Source organism: Chryseobacterium sp. OV279 (assembly GCF_900128945.1).
Lineage (GTDB): Bacteria > Bacteroidota > Bacteroidia > Flavobacteriales > Weeksellaceae > Chryseobacterium.
Genome location: NZ_FQUD01000004.1, coordinates 317,132 through 335,889, shown reverse-complemented (window position 1 = coordinate 335,889; position 18,758 = coordinate 317,132). Strand labels below are relative to the sequence as shown.

At 39.4% G+C, this 18,758-nt stretch carries 16 protein-coding genes; 6 read left to right on the top strand and 10 right to left on the bottom strand.

Going from position 1 to position 18,758, the window contains the following annotated elements:
* Positions 1 to 30: 30 nt before the first annotated feature.
* The 8 genes from BUA72_RS18630 to hflX all read right to left on the bottom strand — a co-directional run bounded on the left by BUA72_RS18630 (position 31) and on the right by hflX (position 8,616).
* Positions 31 to 1,269, bottom strand: coding sequence for a hypothetical protein (locus BUA72_RS18630; RefSeq protein ID WP_072924526.1), 1,239 nt, complete (start codon positions 1,267 to 1,269; stop codon positions 31 to 33).
* The gene (locus BUA72_RS18625) at positions 1,270 to 3,300 is read right to left on the bottom strand and encodes a hypothetical protein (protein ID WP_072924525.1); all 2,031 of its coding nucleotides are present in this window, start codon (positions 3,298 to 3,300) and stop codon (positions 1,270 to 1,272) included. It abuts the gene before it with no gap.
* Between the two features lie 16 nt (positions 3,301 to 3,316).
* On the bottom strand, positions 3,317 to 3,985 hold the full coding sequence (locus BUA72_RS18620) for a hypothetical protein (protein WP_072924523.1): 669 nt from the start codon (positions 3,983 to 3,985) through the stop codon (positions 3,317 to 3,319).
* Positions 3,986 to 4,070: 85 nt separating this feature from the next.
* Entirely contained in the window at positions 4,071 to 4,790 is a 720-nt protein-coding gene (locus BUA72_RS18615; RefSeq protein WP_072924521.1) for a DNA alkylation repair protein, read from the bottom strand.
* Positions 4,778 to 5,431 (bottom strand): DUF4919 domain-containing protein, encoded by a 654-nt coding sequence (locus tag BUA72_RS18610; protein WP_072924520.1) that lies wholly within the window; start codon positions 5,429 to 5,431, stop codon positions 4,778 to 4,780. Before BUA72_RS18610 ends, BUA72_RS18615 begins: the two co-directional genes overlap by 13 nt.
* A gap of 21 nt (positions 5,432 to 5,452) precedes the next feature.
* The gene (locus BUA72_RS18605; RefSeq protein WP_047451036.1) at positions 5,453 to 6,739 is read right to left on the bottom strand and encodes a cation:proton antiporter; all 1,287 of its coding nucleotides are present in this window, start codon (positions 6,737 to 6,739) and stop codon (positions 5,453 to 5,455) included.
* A gap of 21 nt (positions 6,740 to 6,760) precedes the next feature.
* On the bottom strand, positions 6,761 to 7,390 hold the full coding sequence (locus BUA72_RS18600) for a DUF4919 domain-containing protein (RefSeq protein ID WP_072924518.1): 630 nt from the start codon (positions 7,388 to 7,390) through the stop codon (positions 6,761 to 6,763).
* Entirely contained in the window at positions 7,390 to 8,616 is a 1,227-nt protein-coding gene (hflX, locus tag BUA72_RS18595; RefSeq protein ID WP_047451039.1) for a GTPase HflX, read from the bottom strand. The genes BUA72_RS18600 and hflX overlap by 1 nt, the downstream gene beginning before the upstream one ends.
* A 204-nt stretch (positions 8,617 to 8,820) precedes the next feature.
* Between hflX and BUA72_RS18590 the strand changes: the two genes are divergently transcribed.
* The 4 genes from BUA72_RS18590 to BUA72_RS18575 all read left to right on the top strand — a co-directional run bounded on the left by BUA72_RS18590 (position 8,821) and on the right by BUA72_RS18575 (position 13,145).
* Positions 8,821 to 9,528, top strand: coding sequence for a LytR/AlgR family response regulator transcription factor (locus BUA72_RS18590; RefSeq protein WP_072924516.1), 708 nt, complete (start codon positions 8,821 to 8,823; stop codon positions 9,526 to 9,528).
* Positions 9,529 to 9,688: 160 nt separating this feature from the next.
* The gene (locus BUA72_RS18585; RefSeq protein ID WP_072924515.1) at positions 9,689 to 10,171 is read left to right on the top strand and encodes a T9SS type A sorting domain-containing protein; all 483 of its coding nucleotides are present in this window, start codon (positions 9,689 to 9,691) and stop codon (positions 10,169 to 10,171) included.
* 4 nt (positions 10,172 to 10,175) lie between these two features.
* Positions 10,176 to 12,725, top strand: coding sequence for a beta strand repeat-containing protein (locus BUA72_RS18580; RefSeq protein WP_072924513.1), 2,550 nt, complete (start codon positions 10,176 to 10,178; stop codon positions 12,723 to 12,725).
* 6 nt (positions 12,726 to 12,731) lie between these two features.
* Positions 12,732 to 13,145 (top strand): hypothetical protein, encoded by a 414-nt coding sequence (locus BUA72_RS18575; RefSeq protein WP_072924512.1) that lies wholly within the window; start codon positions 12,732 to 12,734, stop codon positions 13,143 to 13,145.
* An 83-nt stretch (positions 13,146 to 13,228) separates the two neighbouring features.
* On the opposite strand, the gene BUA72_RS18570 is transcribed toward BUA72_RS18575, so the two are convergent.
* The gene (locus BUA72_RS18570; protein WP_072924510.1) at positions 13,229 to 13,663 is read right to left on the bottom strand and encodes an META domain-containing protein; all 435 of its coding nucleotides are present in this window, start codon (positions 13,661 to 13,663) and stop codon (positions 13,229 to 13,231) included.
* Positions 13,664 to 13,749: 86 nt separating this feature from the next.
* Between BUA72_RS18570 and BUA72_RS18565 the strand changes: the two genes are divergently transcribed.
* Complete coding sequence (locus tag BUA72_RS18565) at positions 13,750 to 15,960, top strand: S46 family peptidase (RefSeq protein ID WP_072924509.1); 2,211 nt, start codon at positions 13,750 to 13,752, stop codon at positions 15,958 to 15,960.
* A 75-nt stretch (positions 15,961 to 16,035) separates the two neighbouring features.
* A complete protein-coding gene (locus tag BUA72_RS18560) occupies positions 16,036 to 16,506 on the top strand; it encodes a YdeI/OmpD-associated family protein (protein ID WP_072925047.1) in 471 nt (156 codons plus the stop codon).
* Between the two features lie 71 nt (positions 16,507 to 16,577).
* Here the strand turns inward: BUA72_RS18560 and BUA72_RS18555 are convergent, their stop codons facing one another.
* Entirely contained in the window at positions 16,578 to 18,635 is a 2,058-nt protein-coding gene (locus tag BUA72_RS18555) for a hypothetical protein (protein WP_139259648.1), read from the bottom strand.
* Positions 18,636 to 18,758: the final 123 nt, after the last annotated feature.

Here is an 18,758-nt window from a genome sequence, read left to right as displayed (position 1 = left end):
ATACTTTTTATGTTTAAAACTGAAGAATTTCTACCATCTTAAAATTAAAGGCAGTTTTCCCTTCTTCGCTTTGATCTTCACCCAATAGTTCTGTGCTTTATTCCCGTAGAATATATACTCCAGGTCAGAAAGCACTTCCTTTTCCTTAGGTGTTAAAGTACTTAATGAAGAGAGCAACAACGGACTGTTTCTGATGAAGATATAGTTTTGTTTAAGCTTTGGAGATAAGGGTATCGTCTTTCTGGTAGACTTTATGATCAATCCGCCATCATTTTTTCCGATATGATTGGGCTGAAATGGAATCGCCGTGAACTGATCCTGAGCATTGATCCATTTTTTATACTGAAAATAATCCCAGGTCTTTTCAGGAGCCGGACTTTGAAGATCCATCACATAATTGGGCTGAATAATTTTCTGAAAGGTCTTTTTCTCGACTTCATTAAAATTATCGTCATATTCATAACTGATGATGGTATCATTTACCTGTTCAAGATCGGAAGTTGCTTTAAAGTAACTGATCTGGGCGGAATCTGCGAAGTTTTTATCGAAAAATCGGGTGTAATGCTTTACATTTTGAGCATCCAGTTCAATATCTACAAAGTGATTATTCTTCTGAATTCCAGCTATAATAGAAGCCAGAGTTCCTGTATCTGATATATTTTTGATCTCAACTTCATCTGCATGTAATTCAATAGAAAAATTCTGAATTTTCTGTCCTGAAATGAATGAGATACTTCCTACCCCATGATCAATCAACTGATCTGCTGTCAGCGTATTTTTTTCGGAAGAATGAAAAAGAAGCTTGTTGACATGATCAAAAGCCTGATCAGAAGTTCCTATCAATGCGTTGTCACCTTGTATTTTAATGAATATCTGATCTTTTTGGAAGAGATCTTTTCCTTTACTGATAAACTGATGGCTCTTTAGAAAAGCTGAGAATTGTTGCGGGTCTTTCAGTTCAACCACGCTGTACCATTCAGAAAATTTGGTGTCTTTGAGGTGGAAAATCTGTAAAAAATCCGGAATTCTGATCCCTGAATCTTTTAATGAAATCTCCTTTTTATCTTTTTTTTTGCTTCCCGACCATTTTGAAGGATGGACGATGAAGCTTGAAATATACTGTCCCGTTAATTTTTTCACATCGATTAAAACGACTGCATCTGCATTCTTAGGGACAAATTTTAATGTTTTGTCTTTATAAAAACACACAAAATAGAGCGCAATTGCGAGTACAAGAATTAACGGGACAATAAGTTTCTTTTTATTCATCTATAATATTTGAGGCTTTTTGTCTGCTTCTTTAATTTTATAAATCTCATCAAACAGATCAAAGAAATACATCAGGCTGTTTTCTGAAGAATTTTTAATCTTATAATCCATTTCCGTTTCTATGCTTTCTCCTTTTACTTCAGTTTTAAAGTACATTTCACCTACATTTTTTCTGAACAGATCCAATGTTTTTCTTTCGGAAGGCGTTTTAAATTCTTTCTCCAAACCGGTTACCAGTCTCTGGATATCCAGTCTTCCTGATAGTGGATATTTAGAAGAATCTTTGGCCCACTGCTTAGAAATATCAGACTGACTTTGAGGATTGACATTCTCTGTAGCGCTCGTCAGATAAACGATACCATCTTTTACCGTCATAAACAGTTGATCCATATATCCGTCTCCTTTTTCATCCTTGAAAGCATAAAAGTTTCCGATTTTTGAGAATTTCTTAGACAGATGTTTATTGGTAGCCATTACATTGAAAACACGGTTCCAGTAGCCTTCATTCTCTGTGGCAAAAGCAAATGTGAAATTAGGAACGGCTACATCTTTGGTTTTCTTTACTTCCTTTTCATTATAGTCTTCATCATATTCGTAGTCTGTGTAGTCTACTTTTTTGGATTTCAATTCATTCAGAACAAAGATTCCGTTTCCTGGAGCTATTTTGGTGATGGCTTCTTCATCCAGAACAATTTTCATGGTTTCCATCATCAGCTCCATTTCCTTCTTATATTCACCATCTCCGGTGTCCTGAAGCAGGTCGTACATCATGTCAAAAGATTTCGCGCCATTCACATTCATCACATAATACCCGATGCTTTTGTCATTGATAAGCTCAGCCAGCTTTTTGTTTTTCTTCCCTTTATAAACGGATGAAATGGTTTTCTGAATACCCGGATTTTTATGCTGATAATTGTTCACCAGCTTCACTTTATCTTTATCGAAATATAAGTTGTAGTAGGAATTGGAATCGTATGCATTTCTGAAAAACTGTCCGAATTCAAAACGCTTCATCATTTTCCCATAGATTCCGTCATTCATCATTCTTCCGTAATCTGTGTAGACGTATGCATCTGAATTTGGATCTCTGAAGCTCAGCATCGCTTTCGGCACTTCAAGCTCTAAATTGGAACTGAAATACAGATCGAAACGGTCTTCGGCAATTTTCTTGACTATTTTGAAATTCTCAACATTCATGGAATCCAGTTCTTTCTGGTACGCAGAATCTATTGCAGGCTCCGCATACTCCTCCTCTTTAGGATAAACATCCGGTTCTCCTTCAGAATGCTGGGTATCTACGTTTTCCTTCGGATATTTATGATTCTTTTCCAGGTATTTGATGTCTTTCTGAATTCTCGTGATCTCTTTATTATTTTCTTTGATGTTATCTTTTAAATATTTGATCTCATCTTTCAGATTGATGATTTCTTCCTTATAATCGAAAGGTTTTTCCGGCTCTCCGACATACACACTGTCTACAGCGACAGCAGCATCTGCAGCAGCAGTTGCAGCACTGTCTACCACAGCATCAGACCAGATATCTTTATAAGGTTTGGTATAGTTCACCATACTCAAAACAGCACGGTCATTGCTCCAGGCCACAAAAATATTATCATCTATGTCTACGTAAGAATAGTTCTTTTTCTTAGAAATTTCAAGCCCTTTTTTCTTGGTTGAATTGATGAATTCCTGAAATTTCTCTTTGTTGTCTACAATAAAATGAGTCGTGTAGGTTTGTATAGAGTCATTGAAACTGGCATAATGATACTGCGTGGCATCATATTTAATTCCCGTTTTAGAATAGTCGTTCCACGAGGTTTTTTCTTTATCCTTGTCCTTATCTTTCTTGCTCAGTTCATGCAAAAGAGGATTAAGCTTCTGCCAATTGATTTTCTGATTAAGCTGCTTTCCGTTGATTTCCATATAAAATACGGCATCACTAGGAAGTTTCATACTTTTCTGTGCGAAAACAAGCATAAAACCAAAAAGCGCGAAAGTAATTATCTGTGTTTTTAATACTATAGATTTCATGGTCGAGTGTTAGAATTTATTGAAATAATATGGTGTTTTGTAGTTGTTTCTTTTGAAAAATAAGGTCCAGGATATCCGCTTCCAGCTTGACCGCTTTTTTGTTCGGAGCCAGTACGTAAGAAGAATTGGTTTGAGATTTCACCGTGTTTTCAAACTGCATGATGGACGTATATCTGGCATCATTAAAGACTTCTATGTCTGCCTTTCCCATCTTGTCGTAATCTGCTTTGAAGGTATTCACCTTGTTTCTGGTCAGTGATTTTTTCTCAAGGCTCTGGCTGTAAATTTGAGTAGGAATCATTTTACCGAGGATCTTTTTAGCTTTCAGCTGCTCCAGTCCGGCGTTGATATTTTCAATTTTTTTGAAATTACAGCTTAATTTGATCACGTAATTATCGAAATCCATGGAAGTTTTTACGTTGCTGATTCCCGGCGTTCCTTTAAAAATTTTAGCCGCTTCATTGATTTTATTCTCAATTTCAGACTTTTTCGGAACTTTTTTCCCGTTAATCGTTTCCATTTTAGAGATGGAAGCCAACCTAGTTTTGCTTTTGCTGGCATTCAGAATGATGGTATATTCTCCGGTTCCATCGGCTTTGACATTCACTTTATCTAAAATATCAAAACAGCTGCTCAGCAACAATAAAGGCAGAAACAGCGCCAACAGCTTCAGAAAATTTTTCATAATTGAGTTTTAAAACACAAAACTACTTAATTCCGTTTGAAAATGCTTTATAGACTCTGGTATTTCACTGAAAACAGCTATTTTTTTAAACCCTGCCTTTCAAAAAATCCTGCCTCACTTGCTCATCCAGCTTTTCGATAGCGTATCTCAGACAGGTTCTCGGCATTTCCTGATAGTGTTTATTTAAAAAAGTGATCAGTTCGGATTCATTTTTATTCCCCACTTCACGAAGCAGCCATCCGTTGGCTTTATGCATCAGATCATGCGGATGTTTCAGATTTTTGGTCACGAATTCTTTCGTCAGTTCAAAAGATCCTTTTTTCACATAATGCATCGTGCCGACCACAGCAATTCTCTTATGCCACATTTCTTCAGAATCCGAAAGGGTTCTCAACAGGTCTTCCTTTCCATGTTCAAAGGCATATCGTCCCAGGATTTTATAACAGCTTGAATCTACCAGATCCCAGTTGTTGACATACGGAAGATGATCCAGATAAAACTGAATGATTTCTTCTTTTGCAGCTTTATCCTTTATTTTCTCAAACTTAGAGATCAGCATAAAAAGCGCGGTAAGTCTGTGTTCGTGGTATTTTGAAGACAATATAACACTTAAGTCTTCTAAGTTTATTTTGGAATAATACTCCTTAGCTATCGATCTTTGGTCCGGAACGGTTACGCCCAGAAACAAATCTCCCTCTCCATATTCTCCTTTTCCTGTTTTGAAGAACCTTGGAAAGAATTCAGCTTTTTCAGGAATGGAAAGGACAGCCAGAGCTTCCTGTATTTCTTTGACTATTGTTCCCATCTGAAGCCGCCAACAAGTTTTACAAAAATTTTCTTTTTTCCCATGGAATAAGCGGTAATTGTGCTGCCATCAGGTAAATATTTCATATTTTGCTTAAAATCTGCGGCTGTTCCGTAGCCATGGAGATTATCAATCTGCGCAATAACATCTCCTGCCCAGATGACACATATGGGAGAATCTTCCGAATCCCCACTCCCACTATTTTTAATGGTATTCATCACAGCGTTGTATTGTATCATGGCCAGTTCTTCTTTGGCATTATCTCCTAACACACTATAGATATTTGAAATGTTTTTTAATATTAATCTATTCAATGGATCTTTGACGTAAGCTTTCTCAGCCTTAGTTACAATTTTTTCAGCGTTGCTTTTGGAGAGTTTTTTTTCAGACGGTTTCCAGACTTCTTTATAATCGTCATTATAATTTGAAAGATCATATTCAGACTTCACAAAACGACTTCCATAATACAGTTGATTCATTTGCTCCTGAGTAAGGCTGGCCGGATTCTTTTTGAAAATCTCCAAATAAGACTTGTATTCCTGTGGATTTTCCGTCACGTTCTTTTTAATTTCCTCAACATTGATTTGAGAAAAACAGATTCCAAAGGACAGAATAAATATAATTTGAAATAATTTATTCATTTCAATTCGTGTTTTATTTAATTAAGCATGGTCATCCAAAGCAACACTTTCCTGCGCCTCCTCTTCTTTTGCAATGGCTTTCGGATTGGCCACTTTAGCAATGGTAAGTCCCTGAACGATAATGGAGAACACCACAACGCAATACGTGATACTTAAAATAATTTCGCTGTATTCACTTTTTGGAATAGACATGGCCAAGGCTATGGAAACTCCCCCACGGATTCCTCCCCAAACCAAAACTTTGATGGTCTGCGGACTAAATCTTGTTCTTAAAGACATAAATCTTGTAGGCACCCAGATCGAAATCAGACGGGCAATCAGAACGACTGCGATGGCCAAAAGCCCCGGAACCATAAAATGCTTTAAGTCTTTGATCATCAATAATTCAAATCCGATGAACAGGAATAAAACGGCATTCAGAATTTCATCAATCAGTTCCCAGAATTTGATGAGATAATCCTGCGTGACAGACTTCATTTTAAATCTGACGTTAAAATTACCCATAAACAAACCTGCGGCAACCATCGTCAACGGTCCGGAAATATGCATCTGTCTGGCGATAAGATAACCTCCCATTACCACAGAAAGCGTTACCAGAACGGAAATTATATAATCATCCACTTCACGCATCAGTCTGGAAGTAATCCATCCCAATACGACACCGAGAAGAATACCTCCACCGGCTTCTTTCATCAGGAGTAAACCTATGCTTTCAACCCCAAGATCCACTTCTTTTCCAATAGCCAGCTGCAATACTACGGTAAATACCACTACGGCCATACCATCATTGAACAGAGATTCTCCGGCTACTTTTGTCTCCAGTGATTTGGACACATTCGCCTGCTTCAGGATACTTAAAACCGCAACCGGATCGGTAGGTGAGATAAGCGCTCCAAAAACCAGACAGTAAATAAACGGCAGCTGAATTCCTAAAAACGGCAATAGATAAAACATCCCGAATCCTACCACAAAGGTGGAAATAACCACGCCCGCTGTAGAAAATATAAGGACCGGCCGGAACTGCTCCTTAAGATCGTTGATATTGATATGAATCCCTCCCGCAAAGAGCAGGAAATTAAGCATAGCACCCATCAGAACTTCTGTGAAGTCAATACTATTCATTAAATTATTAAGGTGCCCGAAAGTACGCGGAAGGACAGCTTCTCCAAACATCACCAGAAAAATGGAAACGACAATGGCAATCACCATAATCCCGATGGTACTCGGAAGTTTCAGAAATCTGTAATTAAGATAGGCGAAAATTGATGCTAATACTATTAAGGCTGAAAATGAATAATATAACTCCACTAAGTGTTTTTTTTAATTAATTTATAGGTCTAAATAAAGTATTTTAATAAATAACTGATGTCCGTCTTTCTCCCAGACATCAAACATTCCGTCTTTGCCTGCCTTTGATGCTCTCACATAATCTTTTCCGATATTCAGGATATTCAGAAGGATGTATTCGTCTCCTACAGAATTTACGAGATAGGCTGTCTTTTCAGAGATTCCGTCTCCGGAATTCTTGATCCCTCCCGTCAGTGAACGGAACTGGTCCAGGTGATGGATGAAATTGCTACCGTCTTTCTTTGAATCATACGCCCTCAGAAGGACAAGAAGGATATCCAGGTTCGTAGGATCTTGATTATAGAGAATTTTTCCCTGCCTAATGCATTCTTCAAAATTATTTTCTTTAAAAGCATCCGCAAGGCTCTTGAACTGGTCATCAGATGTCGAAATTTTATCATCCCTGAAGTTTCTTCCGTAGTACAGGTACTGGGCTTCAATGCTGTCCAGGGATTTCGGATATCCTTTGTATTTAAAAATCAGTTTCTCATAATTGTAAGGAGAATCTTTCTTTTTAAGGCTTTTTTCAATGTCTTTCAAATCAATTTTTGATTTCTGGCTGAACCCAAAAACCGAAAATAAAACGAACAACAGGAAAAAGTGATATTTCATTAATCGTTGTTTTCTTCTACCTCGTCGTTGTCGAAATATTCGAAAAGGAAATCATTGTACGGGAATCTGGAGATATGAATCTTCATCACCTCATCGTAGATCATTTTCTTCATTTCCGGGAAATTTTCTTTCGTCAGAGCCGAGATGAAAACCGTAGGATATTTAGATTTACCCATCCACGTTTTGGTCCATTCCTCTAAAGAAATATTCTTTTTGGTAGACGGCGTAAGGTCATCCTCATCTTTTTTATCGTAGCTGAAATCATCGATTTTATTGAACACCATGATCATCGGTTTCTGATGGGCATTGATCTCCATTAAAATATTATTCACAGATTCTACCTGGTCTTCAAAGCTTTCATGGGAAATATCAACGACGTGAATAAGCAGATCTGCCTCGCGAACCTCATCCAAAGTGGATTTGAAAGATTCTACCAGCTGAGTCGGAAGTTTTCTGATAAATCCTACCGTATCCGTTAGCAGGAACGGTAAATTTCCAATCACCACTTTTCTTACCGTAGTATCCAGTGTTGCAAATAATTTGTTCTCTGCAAAAACGTCAGACTTGGAAAGTGCATTCATCAGCGTAGATTTCCCTACGTTGGTATAGCCCACCAAAGCAGCACGCACTACTTTTCCACGGTTGTTACGCTGGGTAGCCATCTGTCTGTCGATGGTTTTCAGTTTTTCTTTTAACAGGGAAATTCTGTCACGAATGATACGACGGTCAGTTTCAATCTCCGTTTCTCCGGGACCTCTCATCCCGATTCCCCCTTTCTGACGCTCCAGGTGGGTCCACATCCTTGTCAGACGTGGTAAAAGATACTGGTATTGAGCCAGTTCTACCTGAGTTCTTGCATAGGAAGTCTGTGCTCTCTGTGCAAAAATATCGAGGATAAGATTGGTTCTGTCCAGAATTTTTACTTCTATTTCCCTTTCAAGGTTTTTCAGTTGGGAAGGAGATAATTCGTCATCAAAAATGACTGTTCCGATCTCGTTTTCCTTGACGTATTCTTTTATTTCCTGCGCCTTTCCGCTTCCGATAAAGGTTTTGGAATCCGGCTGGGTTAATTTCTGTGTAAATCGTTTTTGTACCGTTGCACCTGCTGTGAACGCCAAAAACTCTAATTCATCCATATATTCCGTAAGCTTGTCTTCATCCTGATGTTGGGTGACAACCCCCACCAAAATAGCCTTCTCGTAATGATGTTCTTTCTTATCTAGCATTAATTTCTGTCTATGTTTGTGATTTTCACAAGATACCAATTTTCAGGAAAAAAAACAAAATCATTTTTGAGTATTCCCTATATTTTAATGTTAATTTAAGTTTACAATACCTTTCTTTTGCGAAAAATTAATACCTTTATAAAGCTGATTTATAATTAATAAACATAAAAAATTATAAATCTTATAAAAACTAACACCAAAATCATGATTACGCGTATTAACTGTATGATCATTGATGATGATGAACTGGACAGACTGGTTCTTCAGCATCACATCAGACAATATGACAATATAGAAATTATTGCGTCTTTTAATTCGGCGGAAAAGGCTGTTCCTTATCTGGAATTCCCGATAGACCTTCTGATCTGCGAAACACGACTCTCCGGCATGAGCGGACTGGATTTCAGAAAGCTGGCCTCTAAAATCCCAGCCTGCATCTTCGTAAGTTCCCACACAGAAATGGCCGCAGAAGCTTTTGAACTCGATGTACTGGACTTCGTCACCAAACCTCTTAAACCGGAACGTTTCCACACGGCAATGGAAAAAGTTTTCCATTTTTTTGAAACGAAGGAAAAATGCGACTGCTTCGATGCCCTTCTCGGTGAAAACTGTATTAAAATAAAAGAAGGCAGCCATGTCTCTCAAGTCAAACTTACCGACATCCTTTACCTTGAAGCCTTAAAAGATTACACCCGGCTCATCACTTATGATAAGAAACACTGCATCCTGGATTCTCTGGGTAATCTGCTCCATAAAAGTTTTTTCGACTCTTTTGTAAGGATACACCGCAGCTATGCCGTTCCCCGTCATTTCATCCGTGGAAAAAACAGCCATGAAATTGAACTGATCCATCAAATCAAGCTTCCTATAGGCAGAACCTATAAAGACAGCCTCTCTTTTCTCGATCCTTAATCTCTGAATACCAACATTTTTGTGACAAAGTGCCGTTGGTCGATTTTTTTTACCGTTAGTCTATTTTCCTCTTATCCGGTTGTGATATGTGGTAATTTAGTGTCTACAAATTTTCAATTGAAAACTTGGAAAACCAATTAATAACCACAAAACTATTTACATGAAAAGAACATCTATTCACTGCTTCTTTCTCATCCTGTTCTCCTTTACCGTCAGTATATTACACGCCCAATCTGTGGTGCTGGCTACGGGAACAAATGCATCAGGAAGCAACGGCTCGGTTTCTTACAGTGTCGGCCAAACCACTTACCTGTACAAGGGAGCCAGTTCCCAGGTAACAGAAGGGGTACAGCAGGCCTACGAAATCACGACACTTTCTGCCAGTGAAACCGCATCAAAGCAAGACGGCATTTTACTCTATCCTAATCCTGTGAGAGATTATCTGTACATCGATTTTAATTCAGCTCCCTACAAAGGATCCGAATACCAGGTGTTCGATGCTCAGGGCAAGTTGATCAAAAAGGACATGATCTCACAGTCAAAATCCGAACTCGATTTTTCCTCTCTTCCTTCGGCAGTATACATTATCCGGATCAATCAGAGCGGGGAAAACCTAAAAACATTTAAAGTCATCAAAAAATAACGCCATGAAAAAAATATTACTATCGCTGGGGATCATGCTGGGCCTCTTTATGGGGCATGCGCAGGCTCCGGAAAAAATGAGCTACCAGGCCATTATGAGAAACGGAACCGGCCAGCTTCTGGTCAATCAAAATATCGCTGTTAAAGTAAGTGTGCTACAGGGCTCTCCTGCCGGAACACTGGTCTATTCTGAAAGATTAACAGGACTTACCAACGCGAATGGACTTATCAGTATGGAAATAGGAACAGGAACGGTGCTTTCCGGAACATTTTCTACCATCAACTGGCCTTCAGGCAGCTACTATTTAAAAACTGAAACCGATCCGGCCGGTGGTACCAACTACACCATAGCAGGGACAAGTCAGTTATTAAGCGTGCCTTATGCCCTATATGCCAAATCTGCAGGTGGAACTGGTGGAACCTTCGCCATTCCTTACACCAATACCGTAAACAATGCCTCCACTCTATTCTCGCTCACCAATGACGGCGACGGAACTTCTGTGGAAGGGATCAACAATACAATGACTTCCAGTATTGCCCCGGTACGCGGAATTGTAAACAGCACCACACCAGGAGGATTCTCCAGTGCAGTAAGAGGGATCAATAACGGAACCGGCGGACTGGGAATAGGAATCTGGGGAAGCCAGGCCGGAAGCGGATGGGGTGTGTACGGAGTTACTCCTACCGGTCTTGGAGTATATGGAAATTCATCAGGCGCGGGAACAGGTGTCTATGCCAACAGTAATACCGGAACAGGTCTTACTGCTACCAGTAACAATGGCATTGCAGCCAGTATATCTATTTTCAACAATGCCAACAGTAATAATGTCCTTAATGCCAATACACTTGGAAACGGAACCGTTATCAATGTTTCCTCATCAGGAAGCGGTGCAGGGGTTTTCAGTTCAACAGGAAGCGGATTTGCGGTACACGGTATTACCAGTGCACAAACTTCAGCAGGTATTATCGGGGATAATAACGGAGCTGGTGAAGCGGTAGTTGGAAGAACCACAAGTGATATTGCCGGAGCCGTAGTAGGAAGAAATGATGGAGGTGGTTATGGGGTAAGAGGTTTTGTCGCGACCAATACAACCGGAACGGCTGTCGGGGTTTTAGGACAGGTAGGATTAAACAACAGTAAAGGACGTGCAGGACGTTTTGAAAATTTAAATGCAGCCAATGAACTCAATAATGTATTTGAAGTGGAAACCAACGGTAACGGAAATATTCCGGATAATACCCAGGGTAATGCCGCTTCTTTCTTAGTTGACAATACCAACAGTGTTGGGGCAGCAGTAAGAGGTGAAGTGAACACTATTTTCGGAAACTTCGGTGCCGCAGCTGTTTTTGGCGTTTCTTCAGGAACAGGAGGCCGTGCAGGATTATTCTACGCATCCAATCCTTCCGGAAACGGAGCCGCATTAATTTCTTTAACTGACGGAAACGGAAATGCCATCACAGCCAATGCCGGTAAAGATGGAAACGGTGTTGAAACCAATATCGACGGTGCCGGAAATGCTCTTTACGCATGGGTCCCTACTTTTGCAACAGGCCGTGCCGGGAAGTTCAATATATTCAATGATACGAATACAAGCGATGTCATAACGGTAACCACTGTGGGTAACGGTACTGCCGGAAACTTTAAGGTTGACCGCGTAACAGGCACCTCTCCCGCTGTAAAAGGAGAAGTAAATTCACAATTTGCCAATTTTGGAACTGCCGGTGTTTACGGTTTATCATCCGGAACAGGTGGTTTTGGTGGACTATTCTATGCTTCCAATGCTTCAGGAAATGGGCCTGCTCTATTAGCTTTAACAGAAGGCAACGGAAACGGAATCACTGCCAATGCCGGTAAAAATGGAGATGGTGTTGAAGCAACAGCAGACGGAACAGGAAATGCCGTGTATGGATGGACGCCCAATTTCGGAGTCGGAAGAGCTGGAAGATTTGCCAATTTCAATGCAGCCAACGGTAATCCTACCGTCCATGTAACCAATGTGGGAACAGGAAGTGTATTATTACTGAATCATCAGGGCCCAAGCGGAAATATTGCGATACTGCAAACGAACAGCGCGAATGTAGCCCGTGTAGACAGAACCGGCAAAGGATTCTTCAACGGAGGAACCCAAAACAGTGGTGCTGACGTTGCAGAAGCATTTGATGTGGAAGGGCATACTTCAGACTATGAGCCGGGCGATATTTTAACTATCTCAACAGATTCTGACCGTACCGTAGAAAAATCATCAAAACCCTACTCTACACTTGTTGCCGGAGTTTATGCAACAAAACCGGGTGTTCTTTTAACAGAAGAAAATATAGATTCTGAATTAATTGGAAAAGTTCCGATGGGAGTCATTGGGGTTATTCCGACGAAAGTATGTCTTGAAGGTGGGAAAATTAAGAGAGGAGATCTTTTGGTGACCTCTTCCCTATCCGGAACTGCCATGAAAGCGAATCCTAAAAAGGTAAAAATAGGACAGGTGATCGGAAAAGCGCTTCAGGATTATGATCAAAATTCGGTTGGTAAAATTAAAGTACTGGTAAACATTAAATAAAGTATCATGAAATCACTATATATCATTGCATTCGCAGCATTAAGCGTAAGTGTTTATGCTCAGGAAAACAAGAAAGCTGCCGAACCTGAAGATCAGGCCCAAGTCGTTAAACAGCTCAGGGATCAGGAAACTCAAGTAGCCAAAGCAGCTCAGGAAAATGCTCCCAAAAAGCAGGCTGTAACCACTCTGGCCTCGGAGCAGGGACTGGAAGTGAAAAAGCAGGAGACAAAAGCTCAGGCTGCTCCATCCAATAATTCAGGGAAATTACTGCCCAATACGGTAAGTCTCGCTGAACTTAAAACTTCAATTCCCAACAGACAGGCATCTCATCCGATTTCTAATAACACAAATAAAAGCGTACAGGGCTTGCCCAATACCGCAACTTTGGAAGAAATAAAAAAAACAATCCCAAAAAACTGATAACCAAAATCGATTTCAAAAAGAAAGTCCGCTCAATGCGGACTTTTTATATTTTTACACCTAACCGGACTAAGACTATACTTTTAGTCCCAATCAGCGGCTACAAATTTCATCACATTTCCACTGTCATCCGATAAGGTAAGAAAATGTCCTTCTACGGAATATTGGGTCATCTTATCAAACTTTTGAATAAATGCAGTTTCGAGATCCATATTCTGGCAGGCTTTCATAGTACTTCCCACTCCTGAAATCTTTACTTTTCCTCCGCTTTTAAATTCAGAAGTAAAGAACATCCCGTTGCATCCCATATGGGCACTTCCTTTTATTCTTCCTTTCTCCATTGTCCCTGTCAGATTGATTTCTGCCTTGTTTCTGATCAATTCATCCTTGGAAAACTGACCGAAAGAAACGAGCATCCACTGCCTTTGAAGGCTCGGATTCTTTTCAGGTACAGCAGAGCAGCCGACAATGGCTCCGAGAAGTAAAACGGCAAAAAATAATAGGAGTATTTTTTTCATGCGCATTATCCTTCCATTTTCATACCATTCCGGGACAGAATATCGTAAAAATTAGTAAATTAGCGACACAAAAATTATTTTATAAAATGAAAAGACTATTTCTACTGTTCACTTTCTTATTGGGCTTTGCTCAGATGAGGGCGGATGAGGGGATGTGGCTGTTAATGCTCATCAAAAGACTTAACGGGGTCGATATGCAAAAAGAAGGACTGCATTTGACACCTGAAGAAATTTATTCGGTAAACAATTCAAGCTTAAAAGATGCTATCGTGAGCTTCGGAGGGTTCTGTACCGGGGAAATTGTTTCTGATAAAGGACTTATTTTCACCAACCACCACTGCGGTTACGGAGCTGTAGCTGCTGCTTCTACTCCTGAAAAAGATTACCTGAAAAACGGATTCTGGGCCATGAAGCAGAAGGATGAATTTAATGCAAAAGATCTTTATGTAAGATTTTTAGTAAGAATGGATGATGCTACGCAGAGAATCAATTCTAAGCTAAATAACAATATGACCGGGGCAGAGAGAAAAGCAGTTATTGATGCTGAAACAAAGGCTATCCAGACTGAAAACTCTGAAAACGGAAAATACACAGTAGTGGTAAGAGATTTCTTCAACGGAAATGAATTCTACTATTTCGTTTACCAGGATTACAAAGACATCAGACTGGTAGGTGCACCACCATCATCATTAGGAAAATTCGGAGGTGATACAGATAACTGGGAATGGCCAAGACATACGGCTGACTTCACCGTATTCAGAGTGTATGGAGATGCAGCAGGAAACCCTGCAGAATTTGCTCCAAGCAACGTTCCATTGAAGCCTAAGCACTTCCTTCCGGTTTCTCTTAAAGGAATCAAGCCTGGAGACTTCTCAATGATCCTTGGATACCCTGGAAGAACCAACCGTTACCTGACTTCTTACGGAATTCAGCAGATGGTAGGCAAAGACTATCCGGCTTGGGTAGAAGCTTCCAAACTTGCTATGGACGTTATGAAGAAGTATATGGACAAAGATAAAGCGACTCAGCTTAATTATGCGTCTCAATATGCTTCTGTAGCCAACTACTGGAAAAACAGACAGGGAACTATCGATGCGGTAGAGAAAAACGGAACGATCTCTGACAAACAAAAAATTGAGGATACTTACAGAAAATGGTCTGTAATGCCAGGAAATACGGCTTATGACGGTATCTTAGAAGATATTGAAGCGTACTACAAGCAGGTTTCTGAGAGAAATGTTGAAAGAAATTATGCTTCACAGTTCTCAAGAAACGCAAAATATATTACGCTTGCCCTACAGGTAGGATCTACACTTAAAGCTTACGCTGCTCAGGATATGCAGGGAAGACTTGCGATGAAAGCTAAGACTGAAGCAGCACTTAAAGGAGCTTACGAAAACTTCAATCCATCTCTGGAAGGAGAAATGCTTGCTTCTATGGCCAACCTTTACCAAACCAGAGTAAAGAACAAGGAAGTGGCCTCTGCTACTATTTTAGGATTGGATGCTAAAACGCTTTCTAACGTAGCTTATTCTTCAATCTTCGCGAATAAGACTTCTGCTACAAACTTCTTACTGAACCCGGATGCATTGAAACTGGATGCTGATCCACTTTGGAAAATTGCCAACGGAATCGTGGCTGACCAAAAAATGAGCACTGAGAAGTATGCTAAAGTTGATGACAACTTCAACAAAAACAACCGTCTTTTCTTAGCTGGATTAATGAAAGCTATGCCTGAGAAGAAATTCTACCCGGATGCTAACTCTACGATGAGATTAACATACGGAACGGTAGATAAACTTCCGGTAAGACAAGACAGAAACTACTTCGGTGTTACGGATAACTATTATACTGATATGACTGGTCTTGTTGGAAAATACAAGAAAGGTGATGAAGAATTCGACCTTCCACAAAGAGTGATCGATCTTTATAACCTTAAAGATTTCGGACAGTATGCGGATGCTGCAGGATATATGCCTGTCAACTTCCTTTCGAACAATGACATTACTGGAGGTAACTCTGGTTCTCCGGTAATTGATGGAGACGGAAACCTTATCGGTATTGCATTCGACGGAAACAGCGAAGCATTAAGCGGTGATATCGTATTTGAACAGGAGTGGCAAAAAACGATTAACGTAGATGTACGTTTCGTTCTTTGGACTATCGACAAATACGCTGGTGCAAGAAGATTAGTTGACGAATTAAAGCTTGTAAGAGGAGAAAACACTCCTGCTGATACCAAGACTAAAAATTCCGGGACTACTCAAATGCCTAAGAAAACAAAAACCAAAAAATAATCTTTTTTGATTTAAATATAAAACCGTGAATGTATGTTCACGGTTTTTTTATTTTTGAACTATAAATCTTTCCCTATGAAACCGATAGAGTTTAAAGCAATCATCCAGCAGAACGGTGAAATGAACGCCGCTTTTGTAGAGTTTCCGTTTTCTACAGAGGAACTGTTCAGCAAAAAAGGACAGATTAGAATTAAAGCAACATTCGACCGTAAAGTTGAGTATCGCGGAAGCCTTGTTAGAATGAATTCCGACTGCCATATTTTAGGACTAACACAAGAAGTACGAAAGCAACTTGAGAAAAGTTTCGGGGATGAGGTTTCTGTTTCCTTAATTGAAGATAAAGAGGAAAGAACAGTGGAAGTTGCTGATGATATTGCTTCTGTTTTTAATGAGAATTCTGACGCGAAAGCCCTGTTTGACAAGATGAGCTATACGCACCGGAAAGAATATATCCGCTGGATTGAGGAAGCTAAGAAACCGGAAACTAGGGAGAAAAGAAAAATTAAAATGATAGAAATGATTCTGGAGGGGAAAAAGGGAATATAAAAAGAGCCCAGGAAAATCCTGAACTCTTTGGGTTTATTTTAAATGAATTGGTTTAGTAAGTATTTGTTTTTTTATGCAAACGGAGGATTCATACTGTTGACAATATTAGAAGGCAATCCTGAAACACCGGCATATTTAACATTATTAACCAATGATACGCTACCAACTGAAGGAAATACGTAATTTCCGGTAAAAACACAGTTTTGAAACAGAGCATGAGTAAGATGATCAATTTTCCCCCCTTTCCATTCTACATTTTTGAACTGGATGTTACAATTAGAAAGGGATGCTTCCGCACGATCCGTATTAAAATCATTGATTTCTCCACCATCCATGATAAGAGTTCCAAGATTTGCTCCACTAAATACAACTCTTCCATATCCGAAACAATCGGTTAAATATATATTAGCTCGACGGCTAAATACAGTGTGGTCTATTGAACTTAAATATACACATGTGGTAGCAAGCGCATTTGTTGTCAGCCTACCGGTGATTTCTATATTTGTATTGTGGTCCTGCTGATTAACATTATCCTTAATGATTTGTACTGCAGTATATTGAGTTGTAGGCTTTGCATTTAGAATGGTATCCGTTATTTTCAAATTTTTAATATTGGTATACGCCCGATTTAGAACGCCCAAGAAGAAGCCATACACTAAATCAGCATCCGTATTAATAATTGGGTTGATTATATTAAGGCTCTCAGGAAGTTTTGGATCTACCGCATACTTTTGTAGCATTGCATTCCCAACATTTCCGCCCGGGCTGGTATATGAGAACATATAAATATCTCTTGTGCCTGATTGATTACTGGAATCTTTAGTGTTAAAAACAGGATTATTTATATTTACAATTCCCCCTAAGCTGGGCGTATCCAACCTGATCCCGAAGAATATGCTGGCACTTCCATTCACTATCGGAGAGTTGAGAGTAATATCATTGCCTGCAAATTGAAATGCGGCCGCGCCTTTCCCTGTTTTTACAATGGTATTATTGGCTGTAAATCTATCTGTCCAGTGATCATCTATACCGTCTTCCCAAACGCCTCTGTTGATGGTGACATCTACACTGTTTCTCCCGGTATATCCATGTCTGCATTCTACTACATTTCCATCATTAATAATGACACCTATTGAGTAATAATTTGCAATACCATACCCAACACCAGCCTTTCTAAACCCTTTTATGAAAGGACTATTTATGATAACGTCAGCACACTCCTGTATTTCAAGAGCTACAGCTCCTACATTAACGACTCCCATATTATTTATTTTATTAATAATTTGCGGGTTGTTAAGGGTAACATTATCTCTATTAACAAATAAATATTTAGCCTCGTTTAGATTTCCATCCGTTTCAATACTAAGATTATCTATAGAAATAGGCTCTTCAAAGATGTATTTCTTAACCTTCAGTACCTGAAGGTTAAGAGAATCTTGTCTGTAAGAACAAACTAAAGGAGTAGTCAATTTACCGTCAACACTTCTAATAAATTCTCTCTTATTATAATAAGTTTCAGAAGAAGTACCATCACGGTCAATCAGTATCTCTTCGGAATCAAAATACAGATTAGCAACGCCTGTATTACTAAAACCTACATCCAAACTGCCACGTTTCATTTTAACCGTATCCCATGTGCTTATATCCACTGCCTCACCATTGAATTTTCGGGCAATTGTTATGGCCACCTCACTATTCTCATTCCTAAGAATAAATTTTCCGTCGCATCTTCCGCTCGTTTTAATTTCAAAAGACTGCTTTACAACGACTTTAAAATTACCCGGAACGACCCAAAACAGATTATTCGCATTAACGTAATTAAAGTAAGATAAGACAAACGGCGTATCATTATACGTCCCATTTCCTTTTACTCCAAAGTATCGGACATCCAGATCATGGGTGAAATTATGTTCCAGTTTGATTCCTCCCGTTTCAATAACACTGCCTCCATCATCTGTGCCCAATGTAGCAGACAAATGATAAATAACAGGGTTTGGTGTATCTCTTTTTTCATAATATCCTAAAAGACAAACTCCCTTATAAATGCCGTTTTGAAGATCTGTTATTTCCGCAGCCGACAGACTTCTCATCTCTGCCATCGTGTTCTTTACAATACATGGAAAACTCATAAAAATATTTTTTGTTGGTTAATTTTAAGACAGAGATTTTATAGGTAACTATCTCTCTTCCCTCCTCCTGCAAATATCGCCACGCAAAACGACAGAACTCGACGTGTTATATTTAAAAAACAA